This is a genomic window from Streptomyces sennicomposti (assembly GCF_019890635.1).
Lineage (GTDB): Bacteria > Actinomycetota > Actinomycetes > Streptomycetales > Streptomycetaceae > Streptomyces > Streptomyces sennicomposti.
In genome coordinates this window covers 89,357-106,084 of the sequence record NZ_JAIOAB010000003.1, presented here as the reverse complement: position 1 = coordinate 106,084, position 16,728 = coordinate 89,357, and the positions used below count along the sequence as shown (strand labels likewise).

Annotated in this window: 15 protein-coding genes and 1 pseudogene; 8 read left to right on the top strand and 8 right to left on the bottom strand. The window is 75.2% G+C overall.

The genetic code is table 11. The features are described from left to right. Positions 1 to 15 precede the first annotated feature (15 nt). The 3 genes from K7787_RS02575 (at position 16) to K7787_RS02565 (ending at position 2,482) form a co-directional block, all read left to right on the top strand. On the top strand, positions 16 to 657 hold the full coding sequence (locus tag K7787_RS02575; RefSeq protein WP_009187795.1) for a TetR/AcrR family transcriptional regulator: 642 nt from the start codon (positions 16 to 18) through the stop codon (positions 655 to 657). 82 nt (positions 658 to 739) lie between these two features. Then, positions 740 to 1,459, top strand: coding sequence for an ArsR/SmtB family transcription factor (locus K7787_RS02570; protein ID WP_223000361.1), 720 nt, complete (start codon positions 740 to 742; stop codon positions 1,457 to 1,459). A 99-nt stretch (positions 1,460 to 1,558) separates the two neighbouring features. Next, the gene (locus K7787_RS02565) at positions 1,559 to 2,482 is read left to right on the top strand and encodes a DMT family transporter (protein WP_223000421.1); all 924 of its coding nucleotides are present in this window, start codon (positions 1,559 to 1,561) and stop codon (positions 2,480 to 2,482) included. A 46-nt stretch (positions 2,483 to 2,528) separates the two neighbouring features. Here the strand turns inward: K7787_RS02565 and K7787_RS02560 are convergent, their stop codons facing one another. From K7787_RS02560 to K7787_RS02530, 7 genes and pseudogenes are all read right to left on the bottom strand, one after another. Continuing rightward, the gene (locus tag K7787_RS02560) at positions 2,529 to 3,611 is read right to left on the bottom strand and encodes a Zn-dependent alcohol dehydrogenase (RefSeq protein ID WP_009187798.1); all 1,083 of its coding nucleotides are present in this window, start codon (positions 3,609 to 3,611) and stop codon (positions 2,529 to 2,531) included. A 14-nt stretch (positions 3,612 to 3,625) separates the two neighbouring features. Beyond that, positions 3,626 to 5,014, bottom strand: a complete 1,389-nt coding sequence (locus K7787_RS02555; protein ID WP_223000360.1) for an aldehyde dehydrogenase family protein — start codon at positions 5,012 to 5,014, stop codon at positions 3,626 to 3,628. Positions 5,015 to 5,184: 170 nt separating this feature from the next. Beyond that, positions 5,185 to 6,546 carry an ABC transporter ATP-binding protein gene (locus K7787_RS02550; RefSeq protein ID WP_223000359.1) on the bottom strand — a complete coding sequence of 454 codons (1,362 nt, stop codon included), beginning with the start codon at positions 6,544 to 6,546 and terminating at the stop codon, positions 5,185 to 5,187. Positions 6,547 to 6,834: 288 nt separating this feature from the next. Continuing rightward, on the bottom strand, positions 6,835 to 7,530 hold the full coding sequence (locus K7787_RS02545; RefSeq protein ID WP_019986195.1) for a class F sortase: 696 nt from the start codon (positions 7,528 to 7,530) through the stop codon (positions 6,835 to 6,837). Continuing rightward, positions 7,517 to 8,221: a hypothetical protein gene (locus K7787_RS02540; RefSeq protein WP_169437968.1), complete on the bottom strand. Its 705-nt coding sequence runs from the start codon at positions 8,219 to 8,221 to the stop codon at positions 7,517 to 7,519. Before K7787_RS02540 ends, K7787_RS02545 begins: the two co-directional genes overlap by 14 nt. 365 nt (positions 8,222 to 8,586) lie before the next feature. Then, a complete protein-coding gene (locus K7787_RS02535; RefSeq protein ID WP_247720485.1) occupies positions 8,587 to 9,348 on the bottom strand; it encodes a TetR/AcrR family transcriptional regulator in 762 nt (253 codons plus the stop codon). Positions 9,349 to 10,139: 791 nt separating this feature from the next. Next, positions 10,140 to 10,667 (bottom strand): annotated as a pseudogene (locus tag K7787_RS02530) (hypothetical protein); the annotation flags it as partial. A 156-nt stretch (positions 10,668 to 10,823) separates the two neighbouring features. Here K7787_RS02530 and hmgA point away from each other — a divergent pair. The 3 genes from hmgA to K7787_RS02515 all read left to right on the top strand — a co-directional run bounded on the left by hmgA (position 10,824) and on the right by K7787_RS02515 (position 14,162). Beyond that, complete coding sequence (gene hmgA, locus K7787_RS02525) at positions 10,824 to 12,140, top strand: homogentisate 1,2-dioxygenase (RefSeq protein ID WP_223000357.1); 1,317 nt, start codon at positions 10,824 to 10,826, stop codon at positions 12,138 to 12,140. Positions 12,141 to 12,189: 49 nt separating this feature from the next. After that, complete coding sequence (locus K7787_RS02520; RefSeq protein WP_009187804.1) at positions 12,190 to 12,939, top strand: GntR family transcriptional regulator; 750 nt, start codon at positions 12,190 to 12,192, stop codon at positions 12,937 to 12,939. 92 nt (positions 12,940 to 13,031) lie between these two features. Beyond that, a complete protein-coding gene (locus tag K7787_RS02515) occupies positions 13,032 to 14,162 on the top strand; it encodes a type ISP restriction/modification enzyme (protein WP_247720498.1) in 1,131 nt (376 codons plus the stop codon). Positions 14,163 to 14,190: 28 nt separating this feature from the next. Here the strand turns inward: K7787_RS02515 and K7787_RS02510 are convergent, their stop codons facing one another. Further along, complete coding sequence (locus K7787_RS02510; protein ID WP_223000356.1) at positions 14,191 to 14,904, bottom strand: TetR/AcrR family transcriptional regulator; 714 nt, start codon at positions 14,902 to 14,904, stop codon at positions 14,191 to 14,193. Between the two features lie 64 nt (positions 14,905 to 14,968). Here K7787_RS02510 and K7787_RS02505 point away from each other — a divergent pair, with 64 nt between their 5' ends. Together K7787_RS02505 and K7787_RS02500 are read left to right on the top strand one after the other, a co-directional pair. Then, a complete protein-coding gene (locus tag K7787_RS02505) occupies positions 14,969 to 15,922 on the top strand; it encodes an ATP-binding cassette domain-containing protein (RefSeq protein WP_223000355.1) in 954 nt (317 codons plus the stop codon). Further along, the gene (locus tag K7787_RS02500) at positions 15,919 to 16,701 is read left to right on the top strand and encodes an ABC transporter permease (protein WP_223000354.1); all 783 of its coding nucleotides are present in this window, start codon (positions 15,919 to 15,921) and stop codon (positions 16,699 to 16,701) included. The genes K7787_RS02505 and K7787_RS02500 overlap by 4 nt, the downstream gene beginning before the upstream one ends. The last annotated feature ends 27 nt before the right edge of the window (positions 16,702 to 16,728 follow it).

Here is a 16,728-nt window from a genome sequence, read left to right as displayed (position 1 = left end):
CCTACTATGTGCGCCATGGCCCGACCGCGCAAGCCCCTCCTCAGCACCGACCGCATCGTCACGACGGCGCGGGACCTCGTGGACGCGGAGGGCCTGGCGGCCGTCTCCACCCGGCGGCTCGCGGCCGAACTCGGGGTGAGCGGACCCTCGCTCTACAACCACTTCCGCACCAAGGACGAGATCCTGGAGGCGGTCGCGGACTCGGTGAGCGCACAGGTCGATCTGTCGATGTTCGAGGACGGCCGGGACTGGCGGACCGCCCTGCACGACTGGGCCGTCTCCTACCGGGCCGCCCTGCGCGACCACCCGAACATCGTCCCCGTGCTCGCCCGCGGCCCCGGCCGCCGCCCGGCCGCGCTGCGGCTGGCCGACGCCGTCTACGGCGCGATGGTCGACGCCGGGTGGCCGCCCGCGCAGGCCACCTCCATCGGCGCGCTGATGCGGTACTTCATCATGGGCTCCGCGCTCGGCTCCTTCGCCGGCGGCTTCGTGGACGACGCCAGCGCCTACGACCCCGCCGACTACCCGCACCTCGGCCAGGCGCACCTGCTGGCCGAGCAGCAGGAGAAGATCGACGAACGGGCCTTCGAGGCGGGGCTGTCCGCGCTGCTGGACGGTCTGGCGCAGCAGTACGAACAGGTGGGGCGCGGGGCGTAGGCAGGTGGGGCGCGGGGCGTAGGCCCGCGCCCGCCGGGACACTTCGGCGCCGGCCGAAGGATGAGGGGCTCATGCTGGGGGCATGACGCACCGACCGAACGGCAGGGACCCACGGGCGCCGGGGCTGGCGGCGTTCGCCTCGCTCGTCGCCGACGAGACCCGGGCGGCCTGCCTGCTGGCGCTGCTCGACGGGCGGGCGTGGACGGCCGGCGAGCTGGCCCGGCACGCGGGCGTCGCCGCGTCCACGCTCAGCGAGCATCTCGGCAGGCTGGTCGCCGGCGGGCTGCTCGCCGAGGAACGCCAGGGCCGCCACCGCTACGTCCGCCTGGCCGACGCGCGGGCGGCGCAGCTGGTGGAGGACCTGGCCGCGCAGGTCGCCCCGGCGCGGCCCCGGCCGCGCACCCTGCGGGAGGCGGGCGCCGCCTCCGCGATGGCCCGCGCCCGCACCTGCTACGACCATCTCGCCGGGCGGCTCGGCATCGCGCTGACCGACGCGCTGACCGCGCGCGGGCTGCTGCGGCAGGACACCGGGTTCGCGCTCACGGACGCGGGAGTGGCCTGGTTCGCCGCGACGGGCATCGGGCTGGAGCGCACCGGCCGCCGCCCGCTGGCCCGCGCCTGCCTCGACTGGACCGAACGGCGCCCCCATCTCGCCGGGGTCTCCGGCGCGGCCCTGTGCCGGCACGCGTTCGACGCGGGCTGGTGCGTCCGCATCGGCACGGAGCGCGCGGTGCGGCTCACGCCGGCCGGCGAGCGGGCGGTGTCCGACCTGCTGGGCGTCGGCGCGGCGGCACTGGAGTGACCTGCCGCCGCGGGCGCGTCACGGCCCGTACGGGGGCTGTTCGACGTCCGGAATCCGCGAGCCTCCCCTCCCCCTCTCCTCCTAGCCTCAGGGAGCATGATGCATCTCTCGCCCTCACGGCGGGCCGCCGCTGCCGCCTCGGTCACCGTGGTGCTGTGGGCCTCCGCCTTCGTCTCCATCCGCAGCGCGGGCGCCGCGTACTCGCCCGGCGCGCTCGCGCTGGGGCGGCTGCTGGCCGGAGCCGTGGCCCTGGGCGCGCTGTGTCTGCTGCGGCGTGAGGGGTGGCCTCCGCGCGCGGCGTGGCGCGGGATCGCCGTGTCCGGCCTGCTCTGGTTCGGCTTCTACATGGTGGTGCTGAACTGGGGCGAGCAGCAGGTGGACGCCGGGACCGCGGCCCTGGTGGTGAACACCGGCCCGCTGCTCATCGCGTTGCTCGGCGCGCGGCTGCTGGGCGACGCGATGCCGCCGCGGCTGCTGGCGGGCCTTGCGGTGTCGTTCGCCGGGGCGGTGACCGTGGGGCTGTCGATGTCGGGCGGCGGCGGTTCCTCGGTGCTCGGGGTGGTGCTGTGCCTGCTGGCGGCCGTCGGGTACGCCTTCGGGGTGGTCGCGCAGAAGCCCGCGCTGGGGCACGGGAGCGCGTTGCAGGTGACGACGTTCGGCTGTCTGATCGGCGCGGCGGCCTGTCTGCCGTTCGCCGGGCAGCTGGTCCACGAGGCGGCCCGCGCGCCCCTGTCCGCCACGCTGAACATGGTCTACCTCGGCGTGTTCCCGACCGCGCTGGCCTTCACCACTTGGGCGTACGCCCTGTCCCGGACGACGGCGAGCCGGATGGGCGCGACGACGTACGCGGTGCCGGCGCTGGTGGTGCTGATGTCGTGGCTGCTGCTGGGCGAGGTACCGGGCGTGCTGACGCTGGCGGGCGGGGTGCTGTGCCTGGCGGGCGTGGCGGTGGCGCGGTCCCGCCCGCGGCGGCGGCCGGATCCGGCCGTGCCGACGGGACGGCGGCGCGAGCACGTGTCCTGACCGGCTCGCGGGCGCCCGTCCCGTACGGCGTGCGGGGCGGGCGCGGTCAGAACACCACCAGGGAGCGGCCGCCCTTGCCGGCCGTCATGTTCTCGAAGGCGGCCGGGATGCCGTCCAGGGCGATGCGTTCGGTCACCAGGGCGCTCAGGTCCAGGCGGCCGGTGCGGACGTGGTCGGCGAGGACGGGGAGGTCCCGGGCCGGGTCGGAGTTGCCGTAGACGCAGCCGGTGAGGGTGCGGCCCCAGTGGAAGATCTCCAGGGCGTTGAAGGTGACCTGTTCGTCCTTGCCGCCGATGCCGACGACCGTCGTACGGCCGCCCCGGCGGGTGGACTCCCAGGCGGCGCGGATGGTGACGGCGCGGCCCACGCACTCCACCGCGACGTCGACGCCTTGCTTCCCGGTGAGGGCGCGGATCTCGCGGGGCGTGTTCTCGGAGGCGACGACGTAGTCCGTGGCGCCCGCGGTGCGCGCCAGTTCCTCCTTCTCCGGGGACACGTCGACGGCGACGATCCGTTCGGCGCCCGCGATCCGGGCCGCCTGGAGGGTGGCGAGGCCGACTCCGCCGACGCCGAAGACGGCCACGGTCTCCCCGGGCCGGACCTTCGCCGCGTGGTGGATCGCGCCGTAGCCGGTGAGGACGGCGCAGCCGAGGAGGGCGGCGTCGGTGAGCGGGACGCCCTCGGGCAGCGGCAGGACGCAGGAGGCGGCGACGACGGTCTCCTCGGCGAAGGCGGCGACGTTCAGCCCGGGGTGCAGCTCGATACCGTCGGCGGTGCGGGCGTAGACGTCGGCGGCGCCGTTGAGCGCATTGGCGCACAGCCACACCTCGCCGAGCGAGCAGGCGTGGCATGTTCCGCAGGACGGCGCCCAGTTGAGGACCACACAGTCGCCGGGCGCGACGTGGCCGACGCCCTCGCCGACGGCGAGCACGGTGCCGGCGCCCTCGTGGCCGAGGACGGCGGGCACCGGGACCCGCATGGTGCCGTTGGTCAGCGACAGGTCGGAGTGGCAGACCCCGGCGGCGGCCAGGCGCAGACGGACCTGGCCGGGTCCGGGTTCGGGCAGCTCCACGGAGGTGATCTCCAGCGGGGCCCCGATGGCGGGCAGGACGGCGGCGCGTACGGCCATGACTCGTGACTCCCTTAGAACTGGAGGGACTTGGTCTGGAGGTACTCGGCCAGTCCGTGCCGGCCGAGTTCCCGGCCGACGCCGGACTGCTTGTAACCGCCGAAGGGGGCCAGCGGGTTGAACCGGCCGCCGTTGATGTCGACCTGGCCGGTGTCCATCCGGCGGGCGAAGGCGACCGCCTCCGCCTCGTCGCCCGCCCACACCGCGCCAGCCAGGCCGTAGACCGTGCCGTTGGCGATGCGCAGGGCGTCGTCCTCGTCGTCGTAGCGCAGGACCGACAGGACCGGGCCGAAGATCTCCTCCTGGGCGACGGTCATGTCGGGCGTGACGTCGGCGAGGACGGTCGGGCTGACGAAGTAGCCGCGCTCGCGCGGGGCTTCGGGGCCGCCGGCGACTAGGCGCGCGCCCTCGGCGACGCCCTGGTCGATGTAGCCGCGCACCCGCTGGAGCTGCTTGGCGTTGACCAGCGGGCCGATCCGGTCGCCGTACTTGGCGGCAGCGGCGGCGGCGAGGCGCACCGCCTCGTCGTACCGGTCGCGGTGGACCAGCATGCGGGTCCAGGCGCTGCACGTCTGGCCGGAGTTGGACATGACGTTGGCGACGCCGACGTTGACCGCCTTGGCGAGGTCGGCGCTGGGCAGGATGACGTTGGCGGACTTGCCGCCGAGTTCCAGGGCGACCCGCTTGACGGCGGCGCCGGCCGCCGCGCCGATCCGCTTGCCGACGGCCGTGGAGCCGGTGAAGGAGACCAGGTCGACGTCCGGGTGCTCGGCGAGGGCCTGGCCGGCGACCGGGCCGAGGCCGGTGACCAGGTTGACGACGCCGGCCGGGATCCCGGCCTCGTCGACCGCCTCGGCGAACAGCTGGGCGGTCAGCGGGGTGTCCTCGGCGGGCTTGAGGACGACCGTGCAGCCGGCGGCCAGCGCGGGGGCGACCTTGGCGACGATCTGGTGCAGGGGGTAGTTCCAGGGGGTGATCGCGCCGACCACGCCGACCGGCTCGTGGAACACGGTGGAGTTGCCGACCTTCTCCTCGAAGGCGTACGTCGCCGCGAGGTCGGCGTAGGAGCCGGCCACCGCGATCGGCACGCTCGCGTGCACCGCCTGCGAGAACGCCGGGGGCGAGCCCAGTTCGGCGGTGACGGTCTCGGCGATCTCGTCCTTGCGGGCGGCGAGCACGTCCCGCAGGGCGGCCAGGCGCGCGGCCCGTTCGGCGGGCGGGGCGGCGGCCCAGCCGGGCAGGGCGGCGCGGGCGGCGCGCACCGCCGCGGCCACGTCCTCGGCGGTGCCCGCGGGGACGGTGGCGATGACCTGTTCGTCGGCCGGGTTCACCACCTCGATGACGTCCCGGCCCGCGGCGGGCCGCCAGGCGCCGTCGATGTACATGCCGTCGTGTGCCTTCATGGTGCTGCGCTCCTTGGGGGCGGGGGCGGCATCGTCCGGGTCCGTGGACCGCGGTCGCTTCGTCCGCGTCACAACCTACCGACAGGCCCATAAACTAGCGCCGATAGTTTTTGGGCGCCAGAGACCGCCGGGAAGTGTCCGCCGGATCACCCCGCACCTCCCCCGCCGGTTCACTCCTCCAGGTCGGGCAGATGGTCCGGGGCCGGGCAGATCCGCTCGCCGTGCTGGTCGAAGACGAACAGGTGGGCGAGGTCGACCAGGAGCGGCACCTGCATGCCGTGCCGCAGCCGGAGGTCCGGCGTGGTGCGCACGACGAGGTCGCCGGGCAGCCGCGGCTCCGGCGCGGCGGGGGCGTCCGGCCCGCCGGGCGCCTCGGCCTCGGCGGCGCGGTCGAGCAGGGCCACGGACGACCCGGCGCGCAGGGCGCCCGCCCGCTCCCGCAGCCACTCCAGGGCCGTGCCGCCGTCGCGCCGCCGCCTGCGCGCCGGGCGGCGGGCCGGGCGCGGGGCCTCCAGGTCCGGTACGACGGCGGGGCGGGAGCCGGTGTCGAAGTGGACGAGGACCTCGTGGCCCTGGAACTCCAGGTGCTCCACCAGTCCGGTGAGCGGCACCTCGCCGGGCCGGGCGGCGCTCGGCTTCGCGATCCGCACCGCCTCCGAGCGCAGGCCCACGATGACCTCCCGGCCCTGCTGCACGCGCAGCAACTGGTGGTCCATGGTGAGCGGTTCGGGCAGCCGCAGGAACTGCTTGCCGAGGCTGACGGTCATGGCGCCGTCCAGCGGGGCGCGGACCAGACCGCGCAGCAGGTTGATGCGCGGGGTGCCGACGAAGGCGGCGACGAAGACGTTGCGGGGCAGCCCGTACACCGCGCGCGGGGTGTCCACCTGCTGGAGGACGCCGCCGCGCAGCACGGCGACCCGGTCGCCGAGCGACATGGCCTCGGACTGGTCGTGGGTGACGTAGACGGTGGTGACCTTCAACTGCCGGGTCAGCTTGGCTATCTCGGCGCGCAGATGGTTGCGGAGCTTGGCGTCGAGGTTGGACAGCGGCTCGTCCATCAGGAAGGCGGAGGGGTGGCGGGCGATGGCCCGGCCCATGGCCACCCGCTGGCGCTCGCCGCCGGAGAGCTGGCCGGGGAAGCGGTCGAGCAGGTCCTCGATGCCGAGCATCCGGGCGGTGGCGCCGACGCGTGCGCCGTGGTCCGCGCCGGGCGACTCGATGCGCAGCGGGAAGCCGATGTTGTCGCGGCTGGTCATGTTCGGGTAGAGCGCGAAGTTCTGGAAGACCATCGCCATGTCCCGCCCGGCGGGCGGCAGGTCGTTGGCGTACTCGCCGTCGAGCAGCAACTGCCCCTCGGTGATCTCCTCCAGTCCCGCGATCATCCGCAGGACGGTGGACTTGCCGCAGCCGGAGGGGCCGAGCAGGACGAGGAACTCCCCCGGTGCGATGTCGAGCGACAGCCGGTCCACCACCCGGCCGCCCTTGGTGCCGTAGGTCTTGCTCACGTCGTGCAGAGAGATGGCGCGTGTCATGAAGCATGCCTTCGGGGACTCACCAGAGCGCTGCGGCTCCGCGCGTCGGACGCCCCGTGCGGGTCGTACGGGGCGTGTGAGTCACGGAAGTTAACGGAATGTACGCACTCGGGGGAAGACACCGGACATGATCGGGCGTGGGCGTCCACCTGTTGAGATGGGGTGGCTCGGGGGTGCGGGGGCGGCGGCCGGCCGGGGCGGCGGCTCGGGGGCCGCCCCGGCCCGCCGCCCTACCGCCCGGGCTTCGGGCGACCCGGCCTCGGCCGCCTGGGCTCCTGCCGCCCGGGCTCACTTCGTGGCCGTCAGATGGGCGAAGACCACGACGTTGCTGGAGTACCCGGTGCGGCGGGTGTAGAGGCCGCCGCAGGTGATGACGTGCAGCTCGGGGCGGCGGGAGGGGCCGTACACCTCCTTGTCCGGGAAGCGGTCCTTGTCGAAGACGCGCACCTTGTCCACGGTGTAGACGGCGGTACGGCCGTCCGCGCGCCGCACCTCGATGGTGCGGCCCGGCTCCACCTGGCCGAGCGCGGCGAAGACGGCGGCGCCGGTCGTGGTGTCGCGGTGCCCGACCGCGAGGGCGGTGCCGGACTCGCCCGGGGTGGGGCCGCCCTCGTACCAGCCGACCAGCTTGGGCTTGTCGACCGGCGGGGTCCCGAGCTGCCGGTGCGCGTCGAGGCCGACGCCGATGGTCGGGGCGTCGATGCCGAGGGAGGGGATGCGCAGCGAGGTCGCCTTGGAGGGCGGCAGCGGTGCGGGCGGCGGGGCCGTGTCGTGCGGCGAGGCGGTGGCGTCCGCGCCCTCGTCGTCCGTGCCGGCGCGGGCCGCCGCGGCGGGGCCGGCCGCGCGGTCGGGTGCGTCGTGCTCGTGGTGCCCCCCACACCGGACCCCCGCCGTCACCAGGACGGCCGTCAGGGCGGCCGTCCTGACCAGGCGGTAGGCGCGGGTCCGGTGCCAGGGCCTGCGTCGGCGCCTACGCGGCGCCATGGGGGCGCCGGCGGATCAGCCGGAAGTACGCGACCCCGCTGACCACCACCAGGCCGACGGCCGCGGCCCCGGCGACCGGGGAGAAGGCGTCGGCCGCGCTGGCCAGACCGCCGCCGCCCGCGTGCACACCGCCCTTGGGGCCGCCGCCCTGCCCGTCGTGGCCCGGGGCGGCGCCGCCGCGCTGGCCATTGTCGTCGTGGTCCTGGTCGCCGTCGCCGCGGCTCTGGTCGTCGATCTGGCGGCCGGGGCCCTGGGCGCCCTGCTGGTGCTCCTCGTCGTGGCAGTCGACGCGGAACAGCTTCTCCTTGGAGATGCCCGCCACGGTCCAGATCAGCTTGTACTGGCCGTCGGAGAGCATCAGCGGGTCGGTGTGGCCGGCGCCGTTGGCGAGCGGGATGGTGCCGGTGACGGTGGCCCGGGTGGGCAGCGGGGGCTGGGCCTGGATGGTGTAGCCGATGGTGGGGAGGACGTCGAAGTTGACGGCGTCGAGGTAGAACCGGCAGACGACGGGGTCGTCCTTCGAGACGCCGAACGGCACGCCCGCGCGGTGGATCTTGATGTCGCCGGCTTCCCCCTGCGCCATGGCGTCCGGCGCGGACAGCCACGTGGCGCCCACCGCGGTGAGGGCCGTCAGGGCCGCGACGGCGCCGGCACGGGAGCCGAGGGTCCGTGGGATCGTCAGGGTGGGCATGCGCGCTCCTCCGAGTCAGACGATTTTCATACAAATCGCTCTTTCACCTGACTCTCTTTCACACCGCCCCTCCCCGCCACGGCACCCCGGCGCGACGCGCCGCGAAAGACCACCCGTGCGGAGCAGGCGGCTCCCCGCCGGGGGCGGAGATGTCCGGGGGCGGCCTCGGGGCGCCCCCCCCAGCGACCCCGGGCACGGCCCCGCCAGGGGCCTGGCCCGGCCGGGCCAGGGTCGGTTGTCGGGATCAAGCCCTGCGCGGCGCGGGTCTCCCGGGGCCGACGCGGGCCCGCTCCCCCGGAGCGGCCGGGCGTGCGCGGCGTGCCGCCGGCCGGCGCCTGTCCGGCCGACGCGGACGCGTCCCGCGCTCAGTCCAGTACGCGGCCCAGGTAGGCCCGCAGCAGTTCCCGGGTCTCCGCGATGATCTTCTCGTCGCCCTCGGGGTCGACGCGGAAGGCGAGTTGGACCAGGGTGTCGGCGGTCTCGACTGCGATCAGGAAGACGCGGCGCAGATCCTCGTCCGGCTCCCGGTGGAGGTGGCCGGAGAGCAACTGGATGAGGCGGCGGGCCACGCGGTGGTTGGGCTCGGCGTGGCGGGTGCCGAGGGGGATCTGGTTGCCGAAGTCGACCAGGGAGAAGCCGGGCGCGGTCCGCTTCATGGCCAGGTACTCGTCCAGGACGGCGTCCACGGCGACGTGCCAGTGGACGCCCTGGGCACCCTGGGCACCCTGGGCGCCCTGGACGCCCTGGACGCCCTGGGTGCCCTGGACGCCCTGGGTGCCCTGGACGCCCTGGGTGCCCTGGACGCCCTGGACGCCCCCGTCCGTCTCCGCCGACGGGTCCGCGTCCTCGCCGGCGGTCCTCTTCAGGCGCTCCAGCACCCGCTCGGTGTACCGCTCCAGGTTGCGCTGGGCGAGCGCGTCGGCCATCGCCCGCTTGTTGCCGAAGAAACGGTAGACGGAGCCGATCGGCACGCCGGCGCGTTGGGCCACGGCGCGGGTGCTCAGCGCGTCGTAGCCGACCTCGTCGAGGAGGTCGGCGCAGGCGTCGAGGATCCTGGTCAGCCGTTCGGCGCTGCGCCGCTGCACGGGGGCGCGGCGGAGCGAGGTCGCTTGGTGCACGGGCATCATGATGCATCCCCCGGCCACGGGGGTGAACCGCGCCCCGCACCGCCCGCCACCGCGATGCCCGCGCCCCGCGCCGCACCGGCCGCCCGTTCGGCGGCGTCCGCCACGCTCGCGACCGCCTCCCGGGCCACCGCCGGAACCGTGGTCGCCACCGCGCGCGAGGCCACCGCCGGGACCGCGATCGCCGTCGCCGGAACCGTGACCGCCGCCGCTCGCGAGGCCACCGCCGGGACCCTGGTCGCCGCCGCCGGGACCGTGGTGGCCACCGGAACCAGGGTCGCCGCCGGTGTACGCGGGACCGCGACCGCGCCCTCGTCGCCGCCCGGCGCACCCCGGGCCGGTCCCAGGCTCACCGTGTCCTCCGGCCCTCCGCTCGAACCCGTGCCCGCACCGCCACCCGCACCCGAGGACGCCGCAGCCCCCAGCCGTCCCGAGGACGAAGCGGAACCGACCGGGTCGGGCCACCCCGAAACCGAGGCGGAACCGACCGAACCGCGCCACCCCGAAACCGAGGCGGAACCGACCGAACCGCGCCACCCCGAAACCGAGGCGGAACCGACCGAACCGCGCCACCCCGAAACCGAGGCAGAAGCCGAACCCCGTCCCCCCGGGACTGGACCAGGGCCCGCACCGGCCGGACCGGTCCGCCCCAGCCCCGAAGGCACACCGGCCCCCACCCCCGCAGCCGACGCGCTCGGCGCACCCGGCCCCGCCCCGGCCCCCGTGGTCCCCACGGCGCCGGAAGACGGCACCGCCCCCTCCCCCGTGGTCCCCACGGCCCCCGGAGACGACTCCTCCCCCGACGGCGCGGCCCCCGGCGCAAGCCCCGACGCCGTGATGTCCGCCGTGCTCTGGACCGGGCGGCCCGCCACCGCCCACACCGTGTCGTCGTCGGCGTAGAGGCGGGCGGTGACGTGGTGGGTGCCGCGGGGGACGAGGCGGGCGGGGAGGCGGTAGTCGGGGGTGCGCAGGCGGCCGACCAGGCGGCCGTCCACCAGCAGGTGGGCGAGGCCGCGTCCGGCCGCGGGCCGTGCGACCGTGCCGGCCGGGGAGAAGCGGAAGCGGCGGACGGTCAGCCGCACGTCCCAGCTGCCGTCGGCGTCGGGCCGTACCTCGACGCCGACCTCGGGCGCCTCCTGCTGGGCCACCTCGCGGTAGGGCCGCCCCTCCTCGTCGGCGCGGTCGACGACCTTGCCCACCGGCGACGGCGACTCCTCCGCGCCGCCGCCCCGCGCACCGCCCGAACCGCAGCCGGCCGCGCCGGCGCACAGCAGGACCGAGGCCGCGAGCGCGGCGAGGGGTCCACGGGTCCATGACGTCATGTCCGGAGGGTAGAACAACCGTCCGACGGCCTGGATCCCCCTCAAGTCGGGTTCCCGCACCGGCCGGAGAACGACCACGGCCGCCCCGGCCCTCTTGCGCCCGGGAAAACGCAATCCTACGGTGTTCCATAGGAATCAGTCGGCAAGGGAGCGATGATGAGCGGGGACGCACGCAAGAGGGCCGAGGCGCTGGCCTACCTCTCCGGTTTCGGCAACGAGCACAGCTCGGAGGCGGTTCCGGGCGCACTGCCGGTGGGCCGCAACTCCCCCCAGCGCGCCCCCCTCGGCCTGTACGCGGAGCAGCTCAGCGGCACGGCCTTCACCGAGCCGAGGGCGCACAACCGCCGCTCGTGGCTCTACCGCGTCCGGCCCTCCGCCGCGCACCCGGAGTTCGTCCGCACCGGCAACGGCTCGCTGCGCACCGCGCCGTTCAACCAGGCGGTGCCCGACCCCAACCGGCTGCGCTGGAACCCGCTGCCGGAGCCGGAGCCCGGCACGGACTTCCTCGCCGGACTGTGGACCCTCGGCGGCAACGGAGACGCCACCCAGCGCACCGGCATGGCCGTGCACCTGTACCACGCCAACTCCTCGATGGAGCGCGTCTTCAGCAACGCGGACGGCGAACTGCTGATCGTCCCCGAGCACGGCGGGCTGCTGCTGCACACGGAGTTCGGGCTGCTGCACGCCGAGCCGGGCGAGACGGCGCTGATCCCTCGCGGGGTGCGCTTGCGGGTCGAACTCCTCGACGCCACCGCGCGCGGCTACGTCTGCGAGAACTACGGCGCCGCCTTCCGCCTCCCCGACCTCGGCCCCATCGGCGCCAACGGCCTCGCCAACGCCCGGGACTTCCGCGCCCCGGTCGCCGCGTACGAGGACGTGGAGGGTCCCGTGGAGGTGGTGAACAAGTTCTGCGGCAACCTGTGGACCGCGACCTACGACCACTCCCCGCTCGACGTCGTCGCCTGGCACGGCAACTACGTGCCGTACGTCTACGACCTGCGCCGGTTCAACGTCATCGGGACCATCTCCTACGACCACCCGGACCCGTCGATCTTCACGGTGCTGACCTCGCCGAGCGACACCCCGGGCCTGGCCGGCGTGGACTTCGTGGTGTTCGCGCCGCGCTGGCTGGTGGGCGAGGACACCTTCCGGCCGCCGTACTTCCACCGGAACGTGATGAGCGAGTACATGGGCCTGATCGAGGGCGCCTACGACGCTAAGGCGGAGGGCTTCGTGCCCGGCGGCGGCTCGCTGCACAACATGATGTCGGCGCACGGACCGGACCGGGAGACGTTCGACCGGGCGAGCGCGGCCGAGCTGAGGCCGCAGAAGATCGATGACGGGCTGGCGTTCATGTTCGAGACCCGCTGGCCGGTCACGCTCACCCCGCACGCGGCCCGCGCCGAGCATCTGCAGCAGGGCTACGACGACGTGTGGCAGGGCCTGGAACGCCACTTCCGCCCCGAGCGCTGACCCCGCGACCGACCTTGCACTGACCGGCCCCTACCGGTACGGATGGCCCGTGACCTCCTTCGCCCCGGATTCGATCGTCCTGAACCGCAAGCTGCCGCTGTGGTACCAGGTGTCGCAGTCGCTGCGCGCCTCGATCCTCGGCCGCTCCCCCCGCGACCCGCTGCGCCTGCCCACCGAGGAGCAGTTGGCCGGGCACTACGGGGTGAGCGTGCTGACCATGCGGCAGGCGCTGAAGGAGCTGGAGGACGAGGGGCTGATCACCCGGCACCGGCGGCGCGGCACGTTCATCGAGCCGGAGGCGCGGCGCGGCGCCCCGGTGCGGCTCCTCGGCTCGGTGGACGCGATCGTGGCCCAGCAGTCGGGCATGACGACCGAGCTGCTGGAGCACGGCACGGCGCCGGTGCCCGCCGAACTCGCCGAGTTCTTCCCGGATCTCGGCGAGGTGGCGACGTACCACCGGCTGCGCGGCGACGAGAAGACCGGCGAGCCGACCAACCACGCCCGCAACTACGTCCGTCCGGAGCTGGCCGGGCGGATAGCGCCGGACGATCTGGTGCGCTGGCCGATGACCAAGGTGCTGCGGGACGTGGTGGGCGCGGACATCAGCCGGATCACGGACACCGTGGAGGCCCGGCTGGCCGATCCGGAGACGGCCCGGCTGCTGGACGTGCCGCTGCTGAGCCCGATCCTGCACTACACGGGCGTCACCTACGACACGGCGGGCCGCCCGCTGGACGTGGTGGTCATCAACTACCGGGGCGACCGCTTCTCGTTCACGGTCACCCTCGACGCCACCTGAGCGCCGCCCGGCCCCCGGCCCGCGCCCGCCGCGCAGGCCGTACGATTCCGGGCGTGCCGTACGACGACGACGCTCCGCCGCTGGCGGACCTCATGCCGTGGTCCGTCGCACCGCCGCGACTCGGGCGGGGGTGGCCGACGGCCCCCGACGCCGCCTGTCTGCGCTCCCGTTGGGAGGCCCTGCTGCGGGCCGGGGGCGCGGAGCGGGAGGCCCTGTTCGAGCCGACGCGGGCGCGGACGCCGTACACGGCCGTGGGGCAGCTGCCCGGCCGTTCGGGCGGCACGGAGAAGCTGGCCCGGGCGTCGGGTCCGTGCCCGGAGCCGGTCCGGGTGCTGGCGGCGCCCTTCGACGAGCAGTGGCTGATCCCGGACCACCGGCTGATCGACGCGGCCCGGCCGGAGCTGTGGCGGGTGGCGGACGACCGGCAGGTGTTCGTCGTGGAGACGCCGGCCGCCCCGGGCACCGGGCGACCGCTGCTGCTGGCCACCTCCCTACTGCCGCTGCTGCGCCCGGGCCGCATCCGGCCGCTCTACCGCCGCCCGGGCGGCCGGGAGCCGAACCTCGCGCCCGGTCTGCTGGAGCATCTGGCCGACCGCCTCGGGCACATCCCGGACCCGGAGGACGTGCTGGCCTGGACGCTGACGGCCGTCCGGCCGGGGCCTCACGGGCCGGTCGTCCCGCTCACCGGGGACGCCGGGCGGTGGGCGGCCGGGGTGGCGGCGGGCCGCCGCACGCTGTGGCTGATGCGCCGCGACGGCGAGCGCCCCAAGCTGCCCGGCGGCCGCCGCCCCTACGTCCGCGCCCCGCTGCCGCCCCGCCCGCTGACCGTGCGCTACGACCGCGACGAGGAGGCGCTGTACCTGGACGAGGGCCGTATCGCGCCGGTGCCGCCGGCGGCCTGGGACTTCGAGACCGCATCGGGCCGGGTGCTGGAGCAGTGGTTCGCGGCCCGCACCGGCCCGGCCGAGGGGGGCACTCTCGCCGCGATCCGCCCGGCGGCCTGGCCGCAGACGTGGACGTCCGAGCTGCTGGAGCTGATCACGGTCCTGGCCCTGCTCGCCGAGGCCCGCGCCCCGGGGCCCGAGGAGCCGGTGAGCGATCCGGTCGGCGTCGCCGGGCTGCGGGCGGCGGGCGTCCTGCCGGTACCGGAGTCCGCACGCCGCCCGGCCACCGTCCTGGACTACCAGGAGGAGGGTCCGGAGGGCCAGTTCGCCCTGCTCTGAGGGCGTCCCCGGCCGGGCGGCGGGCGGCTCAGCCGCGCGGCGCGAAACCGTCCAGCACCCGCGTCACGGCCCGTTCGAACACCGCCTCCAGGTCGATGGGGCCCGCGCCCTCGGCGAAGGCCGCCGCCATGCGCGGGTAGGCGCCGGTGGCGACCTGGCCGCCCAGGTAGGCGATCCGCACGGCGGTCTCCTCTTCCTCGGACCAGGGCAGGGAGCGGGTGCGCTCGGCGGTGGCCAGCTCGTTGGAGACGTACATGGTCACCACGGCGTTGAGCATGGCGACGAGTTCCATCTTGGTGCCGTAGGACGCCTCCAGGGGGTCCAGGCAGGCCAGGCAGTGCTCCAGATAGCGCAGGGCGTGGGGGCTGAAGCCGTAGATCCCGGACATCAGGCGGGGCAGCCAGGTGTGGCGGCGCATCAGGTCGCGGGACTGGTGCGCGACCCGGCGCATGTCGGCGCGCCAGTCGCCGCTCGGCTCCCACAGCTCGTGCTCGCCGCTGACGGCGTCCACCATCAGCTCGTACAGGTCCTCCTTGCGGGGGACGTAGTTGTACAGCGACATCGTGCCGCAGCCCAGTTCGGCGGCGACGTGCCGCATCGAGACCGCGTCGAGGCCGCCGGCGTCGGCGATCCGCACGGCGGCCGCCGCGATGTCGGCGCGCGTGTACGCGGGCTTCGGCCCCCGGCCGGTCCGCTCGGGACGGGCCCAGATCACTTCGGGTCGGGCCGCACGGCCAGCCATGGTTCACCACCTCGCCCCACCATCGTAGTTACGTACACCGTACGTAGTGCGCTATGGTCGGGCCATGACTTCTACGTACGCTGTACTCAGTGAGGGTCTGGAGAAGAGGTTCGGCGAGGTCCGCGCCGTGCGCGGGCTGGACCTGGCGGTCGCCGAGGGCACGGTCTGCGGGGTGCTCGGGCCCAACGGCGCCGGCAAGACCACGGCCGTACGGCTGCTGACCACGCTGCTGCGGCCGGACGCGGGCTCGGCCCGGGTGGCCGGGCACGACCTGGTGCGCGAGCCGGCCGCCGTGCGCCGCGCGATCGGGGTGACCGGCCAGGACACCTCCGTGGACGCGGACCTCACCGGACGGCAGAACCTGCGCCTGTTCGCCCGGCTGCACCGCGTCCCGGACGCGGCGAAGCGCGCCGACGAACTGCTGGAGCGGTTCGGCCTCACCGAAGCCGCCGGGCGCCGCGCCTCGACCTACTCGGGCGGGATGCGCCGCCGCCTGGACCTGGCGGCCAGTCTGCTGCGCCGCCCGGCCGTGCTGTTCCTGGACGAGCCGACCACCGGCCTCGACCCGGCCAGCCGCAACCGGATCTGGGCGGCGGTGGAAGAGCTGAAGGAGCAGGGCACGACGGTGGTGCTGACCACCCAGTACCTGGAGGAGGCCGACCGGCTGGCCGACGACATCGCCCTGGTGGACCGCGGCCGGATCGCGCACACCGGCTCCCCGGCCCGGCTCAAGGCGCTGATCGGCGCCCACGCCGAGGCCGTCCTCGCCGACGCCGCCGATCTGACCCGGGCGGCGGCCGTGCTGGACCGGCTCACGGGCGCCGAGCCGGTGCTCGACCACGAGCGGATCACCGTGGGCGCGGTCTGCACCGACCCGACGCTCACCCTGCCCCGGCTGGTGCGCGAACTCGACGCGGCCGGCGTCCTCGTGCTCGACGTCGGCCTCAGACCGCCCACCCTCGACGACGTCTTCCTCCGGCTGACCGCGGACACCCCGGTGAAGGAGATCGCGGCATGAACGCCCTCGCGTACGACGGCACGGCGATGGTGGGCCGGCAGCTGCGCCGGGTCCGCAACAACCCGGGCCTGGCGATCCTGACCCAGCTCATGCCCGTCAACATGCTGCTGTTCTTCGGCTACGTCTTCGGCAGCGCGCTGGCGATGCCCGGCCGGGAGTACCGCGCCTTCCTGGTGCCGGGCCTGCTGGCGGCGACGGCGGCGGGCGGGGTCATGACGGGCATGTTCCAGGCCGCGCAGGACACGCACCGGGGCGTGACGGACCGCTTCCGCGCCCTGCCGGTGAGCCGGGCGGCGGCGCCGCTCGGGCAGGCGGTGGCCGACCTGGTCGTCACCGCGCTCGGCACGGTGCCGCTGCTGCTGGTCGGGCTGGCCGTGGGCTGGCGGATCGAGGGCGGCCCGGCGCGGGCGGCCGGCGCAGTGGGCCTGCTGCTGCTGTTCCGCTTCGCCTGCACCTGGGTGGGCATCCTGCTCGGGCTGCTCTCGCGCAGCGAGGAGGCGGCCGGTCAGCTCGGCGCGTCGACGTTCATCCTGCCGCTGCTGTCCAACGCCTACATCCCGACCGGCAATCTGGCCGGCTGGCTGCGCGCGGTCGCCGAGTGGAACCCGATCAGCGCGGTCACGGCGGCCCTGCGCGACCTGTTCGGCAACGCGCCCGTCGCGGACGACGCCGCCTGGCCGGCGGCCCATCCGGTCGCCGGGACGCTCGCCTGGAGCGTGGCGCTGATCGCCCTGTGCGCGCCCCTCGCGGTACGCCGGTACGCGCGCGGCGCGGGCTGAGCCGCCGGGCCGCGGCCCGCCGGGGCG

Excerpts from the sequence above, each read along its gene's own strand:
- K7787_RS02565 (WP_223000421.1), top strand. The coding sequence starts at position 1,559 with ATGCATCTCTCGCCCTCACGGCGGGCCGCCGCTGCCGCCTCGGTCACC.
- K7787_RS02540 (WP_169437968.1), bottom strand. The coding sequence starts at position 8,221 with ATGCCCACCCTGACGATCCCACGGACCCTCGGCTCCCGTGCCGGCGCC.
- K7787_RS02545 (WP_019986195.1), bottom strand. The coding sequence starts at position 7,530 with ATGGCGCCGCGTAGGCGCCGACGCAGGCCCTGGCACCGGACCCGCGCC.
- K7787_RS02515 (WP_247720498.1), top strand. The coding sequence starts at position 13,032 with ATGCCGTGGTCCGTCGCACCGCCGCGACTCGGGCGGGGGTGGCCGACG.
- K7787_RS02555 (WP_223000360.1), bottom strand. The coding sequence starts at position 5,014 with ATGAAGGCACACGACGGCATGTACATCGACGGCGCCTGGCGGCCCGCC.
- K7787_RS02535 (WP_247720485.1), bottom strand. The coding sequence starts at position 9,348 with ATGATGCCCGTGCACCAAGCGACCTCGCTCCGCCGCGCCCCCGTGCAG.
- K7787_RS02575 (WP_009187795.1), top strand. The coding sequence starts at position 16 with ATGGCCCGACCGCGCAAGCCCCTCCTCAGCACCGACCGCATCGTCACG.
- K7787_RS02510 (WP_223000356.1), bottom strand. The coding sequence starts at position 14,904 with ATGGCTGGCCGTGCGGCCCGACCCGAAGTGATCTGGGCCCGTCCCGAG.
- K7787_RS02505 (WP_223000355.1), top strand. The coding sequence starts at position 14,969 with ATGACTTCTACGTACGCTGTACTCAGTGAGGGTCTGGAGAAGAGGTTC.
- K7787_RS02570 (WP_223000361.1), top strand. The coding sequence starts at position 740 with ATGACGCACCGACCGAACGGCAGGGACCCACGGGCGCCGGGGCTGGCG.
- K7787_RS02550 (WP_223000359.1), bottom strand. The coding sequence starts at position 6,546 with ATGACACGCGCCATCTCTCTGCACGACGTGAGCAAGACCTACGGCACC.
- K7787_RS02560 (WP_009187798.1), bottom strand. The coding sequence starts at position 3,611 with ATGGCCGTACGCGCCGCCGTCCTGCCCGCCATCGGGGCCCCGCTGGAG.
- hmgA (WP_223000357.1), top strand. The coding sequence starts at position 10,824 with ATGAGCGGGGACGCACGCAAGAGGGCCGAGGCGCTGGCCTACCTCTCC.
- K7787_RS02500 (WP_223000354.1), top strand. The coding sequence starts at position 15,919 with ATGAACGCCCTCGCGTACGACGGCACGGCGATGGTGGGCCGGCAGCTG.